This is a genomic window from Arthrobacter sp. 05L417 (assembly GCF_056397865.1).
The window spans coordinates 13779-30531 of record NZ_JBFTOG010000040.1 but is presented as its reverse complement, the minus strand read 5'-3'; the positions used below and the strand labels follow the sequence as shown (position 1 = coordinate 30531).

General features: G+C 64.7%; 15 protein-coding genes, 1 tRNA gene and 1 pseudogene. 6 read left to right on the top strand and 11 right to left on the bottom strand.

The window, feature by feature from the left end; genetic code table 11:
• Positions 1-9 precede the first annotated feature (9 nt).
• Positions 10-360, bottom strand: coding sequence for a zinc ribbon domain-containing protein YjdM (locus AC1DJW_RS21995; RefSeq protein WP_284751743.1), 351 nt, complete (start codon positions 358-360; stop codon positions 10-12).
• Positions 361-564: 204 nt separating this feature from the next.
• On the opposite strand from AC1DJW_RS21995, the gene AC1DJW_RS21990 reads away from it, so the two are divergent.
• On the top strand, positions 565-819 hold the full coding sequence (locus tag AC1DJW_RS21990; RefSeq protein ID WP_390282165.1) for a hypothetical protein: 255 nt from the start codon (positions 565-567) through the stop codon (positions 817-819).
• Between the two features lie 381 nt (positions 820-1200).
• Here the strand turns inward: AC1DJW_RS21990 and AC1DJW_RS21985 are convergent.
• The 10 genes and pseudogenes from AC1DJW_RS21985 to AC1DJW_RS21940 all read right to left on the bottom strand — a co-directional run bounded on the left by AC1DJW_RS21985 (position 1201) and on the right by AC1DJW_RS21940 (position 11007).
• Positions 1201-1277, bottom strand: a tRNA-Pro gene (locus AC1DJW_RS21985).
• A gap of 127 nt (positions 1278-1404) precedes the next feature.
• Positions 1405-2955, bottom strand: a complete 1551-nt coding sequence (gene der, locus AC1DJW_RS21980) for a ribosome biogenesis GTPase Der (RefSeq protein WP_284751741.1) — start codon at positions 2953-2955, stop codon at positions 1405-1407.
• A gap of 10 nt (positions 2956-2965) precedes the next feature.
• Positions 2966-3665, bottom strand: a pseudogene (locus AC1DJW_RS21975) (lysophospholipid acyltransferase family protein).
• Positions 3666-3690: 25 nt separating this feature from the next.
• Positions 3691-4404, bottom strand: coding sequence for a (d)CMP kinase (cmk, locus tag AC1DJW_RS21970; protein WP_284751740.1), 714 nt, complete (start codon positions 4402-4404; stop codon positions 3691-3693).
• Positions 4404-5510 (bottom strand): prephenate dehydrogenase, encoded by a 1107-nt coding sequence (locus AC1DJW_RS21965; RefSeq protein WP_284751739.1) that lies wholly within the window; start codon positions 5508-5510, stop codon positions 4404-4406. Before AC1DJW_RS21965 ends, cmk begins: the two co-directional genes overlap by 1 nt.
• Positions 5511-5513: 3 nt before the next feature.
• Positions 5514-6764, bottom strand: coding sequence for a pseudouridine synthase (locus tag AC1DJW_RS21960; RefSeq protein WP_390282167.1), 1251 nt, complete (start codon positions 6762-6764; stop codon positions 5514-5516).
• A gap of 164 nt (positions 6765-6928) precedes the next feature.
• Positions 6929-7594 (bottom strand): SMC-Scp complex subunit ScpB, encoded by a 666-nt coding sequence (gene scpB / locus AC1DJW_RS21955; protein ID WP_284751737.1) that lies wholly within the window; start codon positions 7592-7594, stop codon positions 6929-6931.
• Entirely contained in the window at positions 7591-8388 is a 798-nt protein-coding gene (locus AC1DJW_RS21950; RefSeq protein WP_350225128.1) for a segregation and condensation protein A, read from the bottom strand. Before AC1DJW_RS21950 ends, scpB begins: the two co-directional genes overlap by 4 nt.
• A 137-nt stretch (positions 8389-8525) precedes the next feature.
• Positions 8526-9425, bottom strand: a complete 900-nt coding sequence (locus AC1DJW_RS21945; RefSeq protein WP_284751736.1) for a ParA family protein — start codon at positions 9423-9425, stop codon at positions 8526-8528.
• Positions 9426-9681: 256 nt separating this feature from the next.
• On the bottom strand, positions 9682-11007 hold the full coding sequence (locus tag AC1DJW_RS21940) for a cation:dicarboxylate symporter family transporter (protein WP_476902514.1): 1326 nt from the start codon (positions 11005-11007) through the stop codon (positions 9682-9684).
• 152 nt (positions 11008-11159) lie between these two features.
• Here AC1DJW_RS21940 and AC1DJW_RS21935 point away from each other — a divergent pair, with 152 nt between their 5' ends.
• From AC1DJW_RS21935 to prpB, 5 genes are all read left to right on the top strand, one after another.
• Positions 11160-12827, top strand: coding sequence for a sensor histidine kinase (locus AC1DJW_RS21935; RefSeq protein WP_476902533.1), 1668 nt, complete (start codon positions 11160-11162; stop codon positions 12825-12827).
• The gene (locus AC1DJW_RS21930) at positions 12824-13537 is read left to right on the top strand and encodes a response regulator (protein ID WP_284751733.1); all 714 of its coding nucleotides are present in this window, start codon (positions 12824-12826) and stop codon (positions 13535-13537) included. Before AC1DJW_RS21935 ends, AC1DJW_RS21930 begins: the two co-directional genes overlap by 4 nt.
• Before the next feature lie 119 nt (positions 13538-13656).
• A complete protein-coding gene (locus AC1DJW_RS21925) occupies positions 13657-14298 on the top strand; it encodes a GntR family transcriptional regulator (RefSeq protein ID WP_476902513.1) in 642 nt (213 codons plus the stop codon).
• A 10-nt stretch (positions 14299-14308) separates the two neighbouring features.
• Positions 14309-15829 (top strand): MmgE/PrpD family protein, encoded by a 1521-nt coding sequence (locus AC1DJW_RS21920; RefSeq protein ID WP_476902512.1) that lies wholly within the window; start codon positions 14309-14311, stop codon positions 15827-15829.
• Positions 15830-16738 carry a methylisocitrate lyase gene (gene prpB, locus AC1DJW_RS21915; protein ID WP_476902511.1) on the top strand — a complete coding sequence of 303 codons (909 nt, stop codon included), beginning with the start codon at positions 15830-15832 and terminating at the stop codon, positions 16736-16738.
• Positions 16739-16753: the final 15 nt, after the last annotated feature.

Here is a 16753-nt window from a genome sequence, read left to right as displayed (position 1 = left end):
GGGGGCGCGTTAGACCTTCTTGACCACGCTGGACTTGAGCTGCATGGGGCCGAAGCCGTCCACTTTGCAGTCGATGTCGTGGTCCCCCACGCCGTTCACGAGGCGGATGTTGCGGACCTTGGTTCCGACCTTGATGGCCGTGGCGCTCCCCTTGACCTTGAGGTCCTTGATTACAGTGACCGTGTCCCCGTCCGCGAGCACATTGCCCACGGCGTCCTTAATCTCCGTGGACTCGTCTTCTGCCTCAACAGACGCGGCCGGCGACCATTCATGGGCGCACTCGGGGCAGACCAGCAAGGCACCCATCTCGTAGGTGTATTCGCTGGCGCATTCAGGGCAAGGGGGCAAGGTTTCACTCACCGTCCAATGATAGTCGGGGGTGGTCCAACACGTAGACGGAGACATGGGCACACTTAGACTCCTGACAAGAACCCCGAGATCTCGCGGAATTGAACACGTAGATCGGTACTGTCGACCACTTAATTCTTAGGTTTGACCACTGAGACGCCACATGTCGGCCATAGATTGCTGCTGTCCAAGAATCCGAAAGGTGGTGCATGAGCCGTGCAATTGCCGCTATGGGGCCTCGCCCTGGGATGGTTGCTCGTGGGCATCTATCTTCGCTCGCCGAGGCTCTTCGCCCTGATGACAGTCTGCGCCCTACCTGGGCTGGCGGCGCGTGCAATGTCGACAATTCTCGCCGAACCCTTGCATTTGACGGCAAGCCAACAGACCGGGCTGAGCGTTTTCTCTTCTATCTGGATCTACCTGACGCTGATCCTTTTCGTAGGTATCCGGCGCATGGCAGGGCGCGGCTAAGGCTGCCGGCTTTTTGGAACCGACGCTTTCGAAAAGAAGGCGTGCATGCGCCATCCTGACCTTCTTTGGTTTGGGAAAGCGCTTGCGACACCGCGAGTCACGTCGTTTCAACGCCTTGGCCCGTCAAAGAAGGTCAGGACGGCGTGTTCAGGTCGGGCGAGAATCTCGGGAACTTCGTCGGATTCTGCCGGATCGCTCTCTTCGCCGAAGTTGCCCACCTTGTGATTTCGCGGGTCCGAAGTTTATCCATTCGAGTGATTGAGCAGAATCCGACATCCCGGCGCTGACGAGCCCTTCGGATGAGCAGAGTCCACCGCACTCACTGCAACATGAACGCTTAAACGCAAAAGCCGTGGGAACCCTAGAGTTCCCACGGCCTTCTGGTCGGGCTGACAGGATTTGAACCTGCGACCCCTTGACCCCCAGTCAAGTGCGCTACCAAGCTGCGCTACAGCCCGTCAGTCCTGCCGTTCTCCGCCTAGATTTTCACCTAAGCAGTCCGGCCGAACCACCTCAAAAAGCTTACACGATGTTCGAGGTTCTCAATGCCACCTTGGCGGGTGTCGTGTGTGATGCGCGTCTCAATTAGCGCTTCTTGCCGCGCTTTTCACGGACGCGCATGTTGACCTCGATCGGCGTGCCGTCGAAGCCAAAGGTTTCGCGCAGCCGGCGAGTGATGAACCGGCGGTATCCGGGGTCGAGGAAGCCCGTGGTGAAGAGCACGAACTTCGGCGGACGGCTGGATGCCTGGGTGCCGAAGAGGATGCGGGGCTGCTTGCCGCCGCGGACCGGGTGCGGGTGGGCGGCCACGAGCTCGCCCAGGAACGCGTTGAGGCGTCCCGTGGGGATGCGCTTGTCCCAGCTCTCCAAGGCGAGGTCCAGCGCGGGCACCAGACGGTCCTTGTGCCAGCCGGTCTTGGCGGAGATGTTGACGCGCGGGGCCCATTCAACGTGTGCCAGGTCCTGCTCGATTTCACGCTCAAGGTAGCGGCGACGTTCGTCGTCGAGCAGGTCCCACTTGTTGAACGCGAGGACCAGCGCGCGACCCGACTCGATGGCGAGCTGCAGGATGCGGACGTCCTGTTCGCTGAGCACCTCGTCAACGGCGAGGAGCACGACGGCGACCTCCGCCTTTTCGAGCGCGGCCTGCGTACGGAGGGAAGCGTAGAAGTCCGCGCCCTGCGCCATGTGCTGGCGGCGGCGGATGCCTGCGGTGTCCACGAAGCGCCACGTGCGGCCGCCGAGTTCGATGAATTCGTCCACGGGGTCGCGGGTGGTTCCGGCGAGGGTATCGACAACGACGCGCTCGGAGCCGGCCAGCTTGTTCAGCAAGGAGGACTTGCCGACGTTCGGACGGCCGATAAGGGCAATACGGCGGGGACCGCCTGAGCGCTCGACGCCTTCTACCGTGGAGAACTCGGGCAGGGTGTCCATGACGTGGTCCAGGAGGTCGGCAACGCCGCGGCCATGGAGGGCGGACACCGGGTACGGCTCGCCGAAGCCAAGGCCCCAAAGCGTTGCCGAGTCGGCCTCCTGCGCAAAGTCGTCAACCTTATTGGCCACCATGATGACCGGCTTCTTGGACTTGCGCAGCATCTTCATGACGCCTTCGTCCGTGGCAGTGGCGCCAACGGCGGAGTCCACCACGAAAAGTACTGCGTCGGCCAGTTCCACGGCCATCTCGGCCTGCTCGGCGACGCGGGCGTGGATGCCCCTCGCGTCGTGTTCCCAGCCACCGGTGTCCACCAGCGTGAAGTTGCGGCCGTTCCAGTGAGCCGAGTACATGACGCGGTCACGGGTAACGCCCGGGGTGTCCTCGACGACGGCCTCGCGGCGGCCGAGGATGCGGTTCACCAGCGTGGACTTGCCGACGTTGGGGCGGCCAATGATGGCCAGGACCGGGTCAAGCTTGAGGGGGCCGTCTTCGCCTTCGTCGTCGTAGAGTCCGCTCAGCAGGGCGGCGTCGTCCTCGTCGAGGTCGTAGTCTGCCAGGCCCGCCCGGAGGGAGGCTGCGCGGAGTTCGGCTTCATCGTCGTCCAGGGCGGCGAGTTTTTCAGCCACCTGGTCGGTGCCGGTGGGCGTGTATTCGTCGTCGCCGGCTCCGATGTTGCCGGATTTGTGAGTCGTATCGCTCATTGCACTTTCCTTAGTGGTGATCTGCCGGCGTCCCGGCTACTTCTTCTTGGCGGTGCTGCATTGGCTGTGGGCCGGTTCATTTAGTCCCCCGGAAGGGACTGGCCGGTGGTCTTGACGGCATCCTGGACGTGTCCAGCCAGCGCAGCGCGGATCTCCGCAGCCGCCCTGTCCATTGAAACACGCCCCGACTCGCCATTTCTGCGGGTCACATTCAAGGGGGCTCCGAAACTGACCTGCAGCTGGCGGCGCACTCTCGGAATGTAATCACGGTGTTCGTCTCCGATCCGCGTTCCGAGGATGGCCACGGGAATCACTGTGGCTCCGGTCATCAGCGCGAGCCATGCGACGCCGTTGCTGATGCTGCCGGCGGTGCCGCTCCCCCGCGTTCCTTCGGGGAGAATCCCCACGCAACGGCCGGCGTCGAGCACTTGCTTTCCGAGCTGGAGGGCCGAGCGGTCACCGGAGCGGTCGATGGAAATCTGCCCCGAGGCACGAAGCACCTTTCCCAGGAAACCCTTGAACATCTCCTTCTTGACCAGGATGTGCATGGGTCGTGGAGCCGCGCCGAACATCACCGGCCCGTCCAGGAAGCTGATGTGGTTGCCCGCGAAAATGACCGGTCCAGCTTTGGGAACATTGGAACGTCCCGTTATCGCGGTCCGGTACAGGACGTGGTCCAACAGCCAGCCAACAGGCCTGCTCCAGATCATGGTCCAGCGTGCCGGGAGCCGGGCTTCAGTCACCGTAGATGACCTTGCCCACAATGTTCAGTGCCGTTTCGACGGTTTCTTCGAAGTCCAGCTCCGAGGAATCCAGCGTCACGACGCCGTCGGCCGCTTGGGTGAAGTTCACCACAGTGGAGTCCTTGGCGTCGCGGTGGATCACTTGGGCGGCGAGCTGCTCTTGGCTCTGCGTCCCGCCCAGCTGGAGGCCGCGGCGCCGCAGCCGGGCTTCCTCGCTGGCGGTCAGCAGCATGCGGACCTCCGCGTTGGGCGCGACGACGGTGGTGATGTCCCGTCCCTCCACCACCATGCGGCGGTGGTGCTGTTCGATCAGCTGGCGCTGGCGACGAATCAATTCGTTGCGGGCACCCAGGGTGGTTGCAACGGCGCTGACGGACGAGGAGATCCTCGGCTCGCGGATTTCCTCCGTGATGTCCACGCCGGCAACACCGACGTATTCGACGTTGGCGCTGGTGCTAAGTTCCAGCGGCAGATCCTTTGACGCCTGCTCGACGGCGGCACCGTCTGCGAGGTCGATGCCGGTCTTGAGGCAGTACCAGGTCAACGCACGGTACATCGCGCCCGTGTCCAGATAGGCGAGCTTCAAGCGCCGGGCAACTTCCTTGCTGACGCTGGACTTGCCGGAGCCGGACGGGCCGTCGATGGCGACAACGAGCGGCTTTCCCGGACGTACTACGGTCTCCGGGCCGAAAAGTTCACGTTTCATTACTGGAGTACCCGCCATCCACGGTCGGTCAAGGCTTCAACAAGGAGGTCATGTTTGTTGGGCATGACGGAAAGTTCCACCATGCCAACGTTCTGCCCGGACGAGTGGTCCAGGCGGAGGTCTTCGACGTTGACGCCGATCTCGCCGATCTCCGTCAACAGCCTGGCGATCTGCCCGGGCCGGTCGTCTACCAGAACTGTAAGCCATGAATATGCCTGCGGGGGTCCGCCGTGCTTTCCCGGGATCCGGGCCTGCCCGGCGTTGCCCTCGCTGATGAGCTGGGCAAGGTCCAGCCGGGCGCCGGGAGCGGTGGGATCCTCCAAGGTACCGATCAGGCGGTTGAGGTCCTCACGGACACCGTGAAGGATATCCACCATCTTGGCCGCGTTGTTGCCAAGGATCTGCACCCAAAGGGTGGGATCGCTGGCAGCAATCCTCGTGGTGTCCCGAAGCCCGTTGCCGGCCAGGGACAGCGCGTGGAGCGGTGTCCCTTGCAAGCGGCTGGCGAGCAGCGACGACATCACCTGGGGCAAATGCGACACCAACGCAACCGCTTCATCGTGTTCCTCCGCCGTGAACTGGGAGACTATCGCCCCCAGGTCCCCGGCCAGGGAACGTGCCGTCTGAAGCGCGTCGGCGTTGGTCTCGTCGGACGGGCAAAGCACCCAAGGCATTGACGTGAAGAGCTCGCCGCGGGCAGCGACGGGCCCCGACTTCTCGCGCCCCGCCATCGGGTGCGTCCCGACGTAGCGGGACATGTCCACTCCCCGGGCCCGGAGATCGGCCTGGATTGCCAGCTTGACGCTGGCAATGTCCACCACAACGGCCTCCGGGTATTCGCCCAGGGCACGCTCGACGACGTCGGCCGTCACGTCCGGCGGCGCCGCGACGACAACCAGCTGGGGCGGATTCTCAAGCTCGGACAGGGGCCTGCCCGCACCGATATCCACGGCGACGGCTTGGTTGGTCGGCGAGGGGTCCGAAAGGAACACGGAGACACCCCGGCCACGCAGGCCGAGACCGATGCTGGCTCCGAGCAGTCCGGTGCCGAAGACGACCACCGGGCCGTCAAGATGGCCCCGGCCGTGCGAGTGGAATGCCGACATGCCTTACAGTCCTACGGAGGCCAGGAGGTGTCCGACTTCCTGCTTGCCGAGGTTCCGGATGCTGCCCTGGCGCTGGTCGCCCAGGCCGATGGGACCGATCTTGACGCGCACGAGCCGCAGCACGGGGAACCCGACGGCTTCGAACAAACGGCGGACAATACGGTTCTTGCCGGAGTGCAGCACAACCTCGATCAGCACGTGGCCCGGAGTGGAGTCGACGAGCTTGAAGGAGTCGACGGAAGCGATGCCGTCTTCGAGCTCGATGCCTTCCTTCAACTTCGCGCCGACGCCCTGCGGGAACGGGCCGCGTACCTGTACCAGGTACGTCTTGGGCACCTCATAGGAAGGGTGCGTCAAGCGGTTGGCGAGTTCGCCGTCGTTGGTCAGCAGCAGCAGGCCCTCGGTGGCGACGTCAAGACGGCCCACGTGGAAGAGTCGCTCGCCCTTGTTCTTGGCGGACTTGAGGAAGTCGCTGATGCAGGGCCGGCCCTCGGGATCTTCCATGGTGGAGACGACGCCCTTGGGCTTGTTGAACACCATGTAGAGCATGGTGTCATCGAGCTGGATGCGGATGCCGTCGACGTGAATCACGGCGGTCGCGGGGTCGACGCGCATGCCAAGCTCGGTGGTGAGCTGGCCGTTGACCTCGACGCGGCCTTCTTCGATCATTTCCTCGCACACGCGGCGCGAAGCCACGCCGGCCTGGGCCATGACCTTCTGCAGGCGCACGCCATCGGCGTCGTGCTGCTCGGACTGGGCCACCTCGCCGCGGCGGCCGCGGGGCTTACGGATCGGGCCAAGGTTCTGGCCGAAGCGCTCACTGCCGAAGGCGCGGGAAGCGTACTGTTTCTTGTTGCCGGCCTTGGGCTTCAATGCGCCCGGGGTGCCCGGAGCCTTGCCGAAGCCGGGCTTGTTGGAGCCTGGCTTGCGGGGGGCCTTGGCCGGCCTCGCGTCTTGGCGGCCAGCGTCGTCACGACGCCCGTAGCCTCCGGCCGAAGTGGGGTTGTCCGGATCGAAGGGGCGCTCTTCACGCGGACGAGTTGGCTTGAAGGGGCGTTCTCCGCCCGGGGAGAAGCTGCGCTTGCTGCCTCCGGAGGCGCCACCGGCACGGCTTGCGCCACCCCGGCCGGCACCGAAGCCGCTGCCTCCTGTACGGCCGGCGCCGCTGCGGCCTGAGTCCTGCGACTCGTTGCGTCCGGAACCGTTTCGTCCCGAACTATTACGTGGTGAACCCTGGCGTCCCGCCTGTGTCATGACCCGTCCTTTTGTTATGGTGGCCGGCTTGTTCTTTCTCAACATTAGCCAGCCGGACAGAGGATATCTGCCCTGTGTGAACTCTGCCCGCTACTAGCCGGGCGTTTGTAGATCCTTGCAATATTGAGTTGTTTTGCCTTGCCTGGCGCCGCGGGTTCCCGCGACTACATGCGTTCGGCGTCGAAGAACTCCTCGATGCCCTCCAGCCCCGGAAGGTGGGGGGACAATTGAGGCAGTTCCGCCACCGAGCCAATGCCCATGCGCTCGAGGAAGTACGAGGTGGTCCGGTAAAGGATGGCCCCCGATTCAGGATCGGTACCCGAGTCCTCGATCAGCCCGCGTTGGACAAGGGTCCTGACGACTGAATCGACATTGACGCCGCGGATGGCCGACACCCTGGCCCTGGAAACCGGCTGCCGGTACGCGATGACCGCCATGGTTTCAAGGGCTGCCTGCGTCAGCCGCGCGGTCTGGCCTTCGAGAACGAACCTGCCCACGACGTCGGCAAATTCCGCGCGTGAATAGATCCGCCACCCGCCGGCAACGTTCCGCAACTCAAAACCCCGGGGTGCAGCGCTGGCACTTGCATCAGTGTGCAAGTCATCAGCGTCCCTGCCCGGGGCTTTAACAGTATAGCCGCTATACTCCTGCCGCAGTCCCGCCAGCAAATCCTCGACGACGGCGACCGTCACGTTGAGCCCGGCGGCGAGCTCTTCCGCGGTGGCCGGTTCGTCGATCACCATCAGCACGGCCTCCAGCGCCGCGCGGACGCCGCCGGGCAGGGCCTCAAGCTCGGCGAGGCCGTCCCGGCCGGTTTCCTGCTCGCTCACAGCGCCTCGTCTCCTTTGTCGATCTGTTCGTACTCGTCGCTCAAACTGTCGCTGCTCCAGCCTTCGGGGCGCCCTGTCCAGCGGACGGTTAGTTCGGCGAGCGGACCCGGCTGATCGAACGCCACTACACGGTCACGGAACAGTTCGAGGAGCGCGAGGAACCGGACCACGACAACTAGCGTGGACTCGGCGTCCGCAATCAGCGCCCTGAAGGATTGGGGCTGGCCGCTCTGCAGGCGGTACCCGATGATCTCGGCCTGTTCCTTGACGCTGACGGGTGTTCCGTGAAGGTGGTCGAGCCCTACCTCCTCGGGCGTCTTGTCCTTGGGGGCCAGGGTCTTGGCCGCCAACGCTGCAAACTGTTCGGGCGTATGGCGCCAAATCAGTTCGGGCAGCATTGCCGCGAAATGCCCTTCCAACGCAACTTGGCGCGGGAAGCGCCGGGCTTCGGACTCCAAGGTGCCGGACAGGATCGCGGCCACTTGTTTGAAAGCCTTGTACTGCAGGAGCCGGGCGAAGAGAAGATCCCGGGCTTCCAGCAAGGCAATGTCCTCGGCATCTTCGACTTCGCCGGCGGGCAGAAGCCTCGCGGCTTTGAGGTCCAGGAGCGTCGCGGCGATGACCAGGAATTCGCTGGCTTCGTCCAGGGCCCAGTCCTCGCCCAATTCCTGCAGGCGCCGGATGTACTTGATGAACTCATCCGTGACGGTGGCCAGCGCAACTTCGGTGATGTCCAACTTGTGCTTGGAGATCAGGCCGAGCAGGAGATCGAAGGGGCCTGTGAAGTTCGCCAGCCGGACCTCAAAGCCGGTCTTTCGGCCAGAAGGCGAGGCTCCGGCGTCGTCCGCGTTGCTTGCAGAAGAGTACGACGGCGGCGCGTCGCCCGCCAGGACGGTCGCGGTTTCAGGGATGAGTGGCTCTGCCACGCGGGCTAGGGTGCGCCGCCGCGCGAAATCAGTTCCTTGGCCAGGCGGCGGTAGGCGTCGGCACCGATGTGGTTTCCGGCATAGCTGGTGATCGGCTCCGCGGCGACCGTGGCGTCGGCGAACTTGATGGAACGCTTGATGACGGTCTCGAAGACCTTGTCCCCGAATGCCTCCACGAGCCTCGAAATGACTTCGCGGCTGTGCAGGGTGCGGGCGTCGTACATCGTGGCGAGCACGCCGTCCACCTGCAGGCGCGGGTTCAAGCGGTCCTGGACCTTCTCGATCGTTTCGACGAGCAGCGCCACCGCGCGGAGGGCGAAGAATTCGCAGATCAGCGGGATGATGACGCCGTGCGCTGCCGTCAAGGCGTTGACCGTCAGGAGGCCCAGGGACGGCTGGCAATCGATGAGCACGACGTCGTAGTCATCCTCGACGCTCTTGAGCGCGCGGTCCAGCACTTGCTCGCGGGCTACCTCGTTGACGAGCTGGACCTCGGCGGCGGAGAGGTCGATGTTGGCCGGCAGGAGGTCGATGCCTTCGACGCCGGTCTTCTGGATGGCGTCGCGGATGTCCACTTTGCGGTCCATCAGGACGTTGTAAACGGTGAGGTCGAGCTCGTGCGGGTTCGCGCCCAGGCCTGCGGAAAGAGCTCCCTGCGGATCGAAATCAACGAGCAGGACGCGCCGGCCGAATTCTGCGAGCGCGGCGGCGAGGTTGATGGTTGACGTGGTCTTGCCCACGCCACCCTTCTGGTTGACCATGGCGATGACGCGGGCCGGGCCATGGGAGGCCAATGGCGCGGGCTCGGGGAAGTCGCGGTACGGGCGGCCCGTAGGCCCCATGACTGCGTCTTCCAGATCGAAATCCGTGCCCTCCAGCGTAGTTGTTCCCCGTTCGCTGCTCACGTATTTATCCACTCTCTCCACGACGGTCATTTCGTGCGGCTGTCTCCAGCACCAGCACTGCTCCCCACCTAGGCTACAGCGCCCGACACGGCATTTTGCGGAACTTGACATTGCCCGCAATTTGAGCCTTTACCTTCTAGCTGAGGTAGAAGGTTGGGCCCGCATGCAACAAAACGTGCAACAAAAAGCAGGCAAGGCAGGTCCCCTGTCGGGTTCCTGCCTTGCCTGCGTGGATGCTTCCAAACCGTGTGCCGGACTAAGCGGCCACGGCCTCTTTCACCTCGGGTTCAGCGTGGTGGCTGATCATGGTCAGCTCGTCGAACGGAGTCGCGCCGGACAGGACGTTGGTGACCTGCTTGCGGTCGATTTCCTTGACCCAGGTACCGATCAGCACGGTGGCGACGGCGTTGCCCGTGAAGTTGGTCAGGGCGCGGGCTTCCGACATGAAGCGGTCGATCCCGACGATCATGCCGACGCCGCCCAGCAGTTCGGGCCGGTGTGCCTGAAGGCCTGCTGCGAGGGTTGCCAGGCCGGCGCCGGAAACGCCGGCCGCTCCCTTGGACGCGATGATCATGAAGACCAGCAGGGATACCTGGGCGCCAAGGTCCAGCGGAATACCCATGGCGTTGGCGACGAACAGCGAGGCCATGGTCAGGTAGATGGCAGTTCCGTCCAGGTTGAAGGAGTAACCGGTAGGCACCGTGACACCGACAACCGGCTTGGAAACACCGAGGTGCTCCATCTTGGCAATGAGCCTGGGCAGCGCCGCTTCGGACGATGAGGTGGAGAAGATGAGCAGGTACTCGCGGGCCAGGTACTTCATCAGCTGGAAGATGCTGACGCCGGCAACAACCCGAAGCAAGGTGCCGAGCACCACGACGATGAACAGCGCGCAGGTGATGTAGAACGCGACCATCAGGGTGAGCATTCCGAAGATGGCCTTCACTCCGGTGGCGCCGACCACAGCGGCGATCGCACCGAAGGCGCCGACGGGAGCCAGCCACATGATCATGATGAGGATGCGGAAGACGAGCGCCTGCCCGTGGTGGATGGCCTTGAGTACCGGCTGGCCCTGGGAGCCCATGCGCTGCAGCGCGAAGCCCACCAGGATGGCGGCCAGGAGCGTCGGCAGGACCGGAATGTCTCCGGGGATGATGCCCAGCAGGAAATCGGCGGTGCTGTTCGTGGCAGCCTTCGCGTTGGGGTCGTACGGGATCAGCTTCAGGCCTTCGCCGGGGTGGATGATGTTGCCCACCACCAAACCGATGGCGAGCGCGAAGGTGGACATCACCAGGAAGTAGATGAGTGCGAGGCCGCCGACCTTGCCAACAGTGGCTGCCTTGGCGATCGATCCGATGCCCAGGACGATGGTGCAGAAGATGACCGGGGCGATCATCATCTTGATGAGCTTGATGAAGCCGTCACCCAAAGGCTTGAGGGATTTACCCACTTCGGGGAAAAGCAGGCCGACGACGGCGCCCAGCACAACTGCGGCGATCACGGCGATGTAGAGGTAATGCGACTTGTCCAGCCCCTTGCGCCCGGCCTTCGCTGGTGCAATCTCTCCTCTTTGAGAGGTCATGGCTTTGCTCCTTATAGATACTCTGGAAAGCGCCGTGGTCCCTGCAAAATGTCCCTGCGTCGCTCTGCTGTGATACCCATCATTAGGCGCGGCGTGACATGTATCACTGTTGCGTTCATATTGGTCACAGGATGGCCCGCAGAAAGGAGCACGTGATCCGACGCTGGAGCATTGCCCGCAGACTCTTTGTGGCGAATCTGCTGTTCGTGCTGGCGCTCACCGCCATCGTGGGCACGGCAGCCTTCCTGGACGCGAGGGACCGGGCCTACAACGACGCCGGCCAGCGCATGCAGGCGGTGGCCGCCGCGATCGCAGCCAATCCCCTCGTGCTTCAAGCAGCCGGCACACCGAACCCATCCGCCACCCTCCAGCCATATGCCCAGGCGGTAACAGCCAATGCCCATGCTGATTTCATCACCATCATGGCTCCGGACCGGACCCGCTGGACCCATCCGAACCCCGACGAAATCGGCAAACCCTACATCGGCACCATCGATCCCGCCCTCCACGGCCAGACCTTCACCGAAGTCACCGCCGGTACCCTTGGCCCGTCCGTGCGAACCATCGTTCCCGTGGAGGATTCCTCCGGAAAAGTCCGGGCCCTCGTGGCCGCGGGTGTCACGGTGCGGACGGTGGACGTCGCCGTGTCGGCGCGACTCACGGCGATCATCGGAATCTCCCTGGCCATGCTCGCAGGCGGCTCCCTGGCCTCGTGGTTATTGGGCCGGTACCTGCGCTCGGTCACCAGGGGCTGGGGACCTGAACAATTGGCACAATTGTTCGCGTACTACGAGTCCGTCCTCCATTCGGTCCGCGAAGGAGTAGTGCTTATCGACACCGGCGGCAGGGTGGTCATGTACAACGACCAGGCCGCGGAGCTTCTGGGACTCGAACGGTCCGACGTCGATCCCGTTGCGGAAGCCGCCCCGCGCCTTTCTGATCTGCCCCTGTATCCCAGCCTCCACCGCCTTTTCGAATCCGGCCGGACGGCGCACGACGAAATCCACCTCACCGGCTCGCGCATCCTGGTGGTGAACCAAGCGCCGGCAGTGGGGCCGCCTGGAATGAGGGGCCGGCAGCGGCCTGCCGTGTTCGGGACCGTAGCCACGCTCCGGGACAGGACGGAAATCGAGTCCCTGGGCAGCGAACTCGAAACCATGAAGACCCTCTCCGACGCCTTGCGGGCCCAGACGCATGAACACGCCAACCGGCTGCACACCATCGTGTCCCTCATGGAGCTCGGGCGTACCGGCGACGCCTTGGACTTCGCCACCAAGGACCTTGAACTGAGCCAACAGCTGACCGACCACCTCGTGGCATCGGTGGACGAGCCTGTCCTGAGTGCGCTCATCATGGGAAAGTCGGCCGAGGCGCACGAACGCGGAGCGGAGCTGACGGTCACGGTGTCCGGCGGGGACGGCCTCCAGGGCCTGGCCGTCCAGGACCTGGTGACGATTTTGGGAAACCTGTTGGACAACGCCCTCGACGCCGCGGCTGCCGCTCCCCCGCCGCGCAAAGTGGAACTGGGCATCGAATCGGGACCTGAAGGAACCACGTTCACTGTGGTCGATTCCGGCCACGGCATCGATCCCGGCATCGTGGACGACGTCTGGCAATACGGATACAGCACCAAGGCGGCGGGGATCGGACAGGCCGGGCTGCCCGGAGCGCCTTCCCGCGGCGTGGGCCTGGCCCTGGTACGGCAAGCGGTGCAGCGGCTTGGCGGTACGCTGTCCATCAGCGACTCCACGAGCGCCCTGGGCGGTGCGTTCTTCCGCGTAGCGCTCCCCGCGCCGGACTCCAGGAAAGAAGCCGAATGACCGAAATCCGCGTCCTCGTCGTCGAGGACGAACCCATCGCCGCCGATGCCCACGGCGTCTACGTCAGCCGAATCGACGGCTTCACCGTTGCGGGAACAGCGCGGGACGGACAATCGGCCCTGCGGCTGCTCAACGATTTCGCCGTTGCCGGCCAGCCGGTGGACCTCGTCCTGTTGGACATGAACCTGCCGGATCTTCACGGACTGGACGTTGCCCGCCGAATGCGCGCTTCGGGACTGCTTGCGGACATCATCGCCATCACCGCCGTCAGGGAAGTGAACATTGTCCGCAGCGCGGTGTCGATCGGAGTCGTGCAGTATCTCATCAAGCCGTTCACGTTCGCGACGTTCGCGGACAAGCTCGCCAGCTATCGTGCCTTCCGTGAGCAACTCGCCGCACCGGCGTCGGGCACGCGGGCGAGTGGAGCGTCCCAAAGCGATGTGGACCAGGCGTTCGCGAGTCTCCGCGCACCCACCGAACTCCCGCTGCCCAAGGGCCTTTCCGCCCAAAGCCTGGAGTCCGTCAAAGACCTTCTGGCCAGCCTTGGCCGGCCGGTTTCCGCAAGCGAGGCAACCGAGGCCCTTGGGATGTCCAGGGTCACCGTGCGCCGATATCTCGAGTACCTGGCCGACGCCGGGATGGCCACGAGGAATCCGCGATACGGCACTCCGGGACGGCCGGAGAACGAGTATCGCTGGAATCGGAGTTAGCCCACGACTCCAGCGGATGTATACACAGATTGAGTGCCGGCCTGGTTTTATTGGCAAAAGCTAGGCCTTTTCGCGGTTTGTGTATACACTGGGGAAATCCGCTCAATGAAGGAGGGTCCATGCGTGCCAGCGACAAAGCCTATGCGGCCCTGCGCGAAGACATTATTGAGTGGCGTCTGGCGCCCGGAACTGTCCTCGCGGAAGTGGAACAATCCGAGCGCCTGGGGGTGTCCCGCACCCCCGTCCGGGAGGCGCTGAGCCGGCTCAGCGCGGAAGGGCTGACGAGGGCGGCAGGCGGCCGCGGCGTCGTCGTCACCGATATCTCGCTGGAGGACATCGACGAACTCTTCGAGCTGCGCGAAACCCTCGAAGGCAAAGCCGCCGCCCTCGCCGCGGAACGCGGTGTGCGCCCGGTGTTCGAGCAACTCCACGCCGAGCTCCTCCGGGCCCCGGAGATGCTCAACGACAGCGACCCCGCCCGGCACGACTACTACGCCCTGGTAGGAAGGCTGGATGAGGCGATCGACGAAGCCATCTCCAATTCCTACCTCGCCCAGGCCATGCGCAGCCTGCGCGTCCACCTCGTGCGGGTCCGCCGCCTCGCGGCCGACGACGCCGAACGCCTCCAAGCCGCCGCGGCCGAGCACGCCGCGATCGCCGAAGCCATCGCGGCAGGCAACCCCCGGCTCGCCGAAGCAGCCACCACCGTCCATCTGCACCGCAGTCTTTCCCACGTCAAAGCCACCCACACCCCTCACTAAAAGGAACCCCATGGTGAAGAACAACCACGTCCGCGTCTACAAGAGCGAAGAGAACCTTCCCCGCGAGGAGCAGCTGGCGCACAAGATCGCCACCGTCGCCGCCGACCCCGTCGAGGTGGCCCCCCTGGTCACCGAAATGATCATCAACCGGGTCATCGACAATGCCTCCGTCGCCATTGCCTCCCTGAACCGTGCCCCGATCATCGCCGCCCGGGCGCAGGCACTGACCCACGCGCCGACCACCAACGGCAAAGGCTCGTCCGTCTTCGGCATCAGCGACAAGGTCTCCCCCGAATGGGCCGCCTGGGCCAACGGCGTCGCCGTGCGCGAACTCGACTACCACGACACGTTCCTGGCCGCGGACTACTCCCACCCGGGCGACAACATCCCGCCGATCCTCGCCGTGGCCCAGCACGTCGGATCGAGCGGCAAGGACCTGATCCGCGGCATTGCCACCGGCTACGAAATCCAGGTCAACCTGGTCAAGGCCATCTGCCTGCACAAGCACAAGATCGACCACGTCGCCCACCTCGGCCCCTCCGCCGCCGCCGGCATCGGCACCCTGCTGGGCCTGGACGTCGAGACGATCTTCCAGTCCGTCGGCCAGGCCCTGCACACCACCACGGCCACACGGCAGTCCCGCAAGGGTGAAATCTCCACGTGGAAGGCCCACGCCCCCGCATTTGCCGGGAAGATGGCCGTGGAAGCCGTGGACCGCTCCATGCGCGGCCAGACTTCCCCTGTGCCGATTTACGAAGGCGAAGACGGCGTCATCGCCTGGATGCTGGACGGCCCGGACGCCTCCTACGAGGTCCCGCTGCCCGAGGCCGGGGAGCCCAAGCGCGCCATCCTGGACACCTACACCAAGGAACACTCCGCCGAGTACCAGGCCCAGGCCTGGATCGACCTCGCCCGCAAGCTCCACAAAGAGCACCCCGCGGCCACGGACCCGGCCAACGTGGCCTCCGTCCTGATCAAGACCAGCCACCACACGCACTACGTGATCGGCTCCGGCGCCAACGACCCCCAGAAGTACAGTCCCACCGCGTCCCGGGAAACCCTGGACCACTCCATCCCGTACATCTTCACCGTCGCCCTGCAGGACGGCTCCTGGCACCACGTCGACTCCTACAGCCCCGAACGCGCCGGCCGCCCCGACACCGTGGAACTCTGGCACAAGGTCACCACCGTGGAAGACCCCGAATGGACCCGCCGCTACCACTCCCTGGACATCGCGGAGAAGGCCTTCGGCGGCACCGTGGTCATCACCCTCACGGATGGCACAGTGATCACCGAGTCGATCGCCGTCGCCGACGCCCACCCGCTCGGCGCCCGGCCGTTCGCCCGCCAGCAATACATCGACAAGTTCCGCACCCTCGCCGCCGGGCTCGTCGAAGAGAGCGAGATCGAACGCTTCCTCGCGGCAGCCGAAGCCCTCCCGGACCTGGGCCCGGGCGAACTGGACCAGCTGAACATCACCGCAGCCCCCGGCGTCATCGACCTCGCCGCCGCACCGAAGGGACTGTTCTAGATGCTCTACTCCACCACCACCCCGGAACAGAAACGGCTCAAGCTTCGGGAACTCCTGAACTCCGGGACCATCGCCCAGTTCCCCGGCGCGTTCAACCCGCTCTCGGCACGCCTGATCGAGGAAAAGGGCTTCCCCGGCGTCTACATCTCCGGCGCCGTCCTCGCCAACGACCTCGGCCTGCCGGACATCGGGCTGACCACCCTCACCGAGGTCGCCACCCGGGCAGGGCAAATCGCCCGCATGACCGAACTCCCCTGTCTCGTGGACGCGGACACCGGATTCGGCGAACCGATGAACGTGGCCCGCACCATCCAGGAACTCGAAAACGCCGGACTGGCCGGCTGCCACATCGAGGACCAGTTCAACCCCAAACGCTGCGGGCACCTCGACGGCAAGAACGTCGTCGACACCGACACCGCCGCCAAACGCATCCGCGCCGCCGCCGACGCCCGGCGGGACCCGAACTTCCTCATCATGGCCCGCACCGACATCCGCGCCGTCGACGGCATCCAGGCCGCACAGGAACGCGCCAAAGCGCTCGTCGACGCCGGCGCCGACGCGATCTTCCCCGAAGCCATGAAAGACCTGTCCGAGTTCCAAGCCATCCGTGATGCAGTGGATGTGCCGATCCTGGCCAACATGACCGAGTTCGGCAAAAGCGAGCTATTCACCGTCGAGCAGCTCCAAGGCGTCGGCGTGAACATGGTGATCTACCCGGTCACCCTGCTCCGCATTGCCATGGGGGCTGCAGAGCGTACGCTGGAAACGATCAAGGCCACAGGAACGCAGGAGGCGCAGGTGGAGAACATGCTCACCCGTGCGCGGCTCTATGACCTCGTGGACTACGAGGCCTACAACCACTTCGACACGAGCGTTTTCAACTTCCAGATTCCTGGGCTCAGCCGGTAACTGGATCAACCAAGG

What these genes read in the sequence shown, in the direction of transcription:
- cmk (WP_284751740.1), bottom strand. Translation starts at nt 4,404, where the DNA reads ATGAAACGTGAACTTTTCGGCCCGGAGACCGTAGTACGTCCGGGAAAG.
- AC1DJW_RS21960 (WP_390282167.1), bottom strand. Translation starts at nt 6,764, where the DNA reads ATGACACAGGCGGGACGCCAGGGTTCACCACGTAATAGTTCGGGACGA.
- AC1DJW_RS21925 (WP_476902513.1), top strand. Translation starts at nt 13,657, where the DNA reads ATGCGTGCCAGCGACAAAGCCTATGCGGCCCTGCGCGAAGACATTATT.
- der (WP_284751741.1), bottom strand. Translation starts at nt 2,955, where the DNA reads ATGAGCGATACGACTCACAAATCCGGCAACATCGGAGCCGGCGACGAC.
- AC1DJW_RS21930 (WP_284751733.1), top strand. Translation starts at nt 12,824, where the DNA reads ATGACCGAAATCCGCGTCCTCGTCGTCGAGGACGAACCCATCGCCGCC.
- AC1DJW_RS21965 (WP_284751739.1), bottom strand. Translation starts at nt 5,510, where the DNA reads ATGTCGGCATTCCACTCGCACGGCCGGGGCCATCTTGACGGCCCGGTG.
- prpB (WP_476902511.1), top strand. Translation starts at nt 15,830, where the DNA reads ATGCTCTACTCCACCACCACCCCGGAACAGAAACGGCTCAAGCTTCGG.
- AC1DJW_RS21920 (WP_476902512.1), top strand. Translation starts at nt 14,309, where the DNA reads ATGGTGAAGAACAACCACGTCCGCGTCTACAAGAGCGAAGAGAACCTT.
- AC1DJW_RS21940 (WP_476902514.1), bottom strand. Translation starts at nt 11,007, where the DNA reads ATGACCTCTCAAAGAGGAGAGATTGCACCAGCGAAGGCCGGGCGCAAG.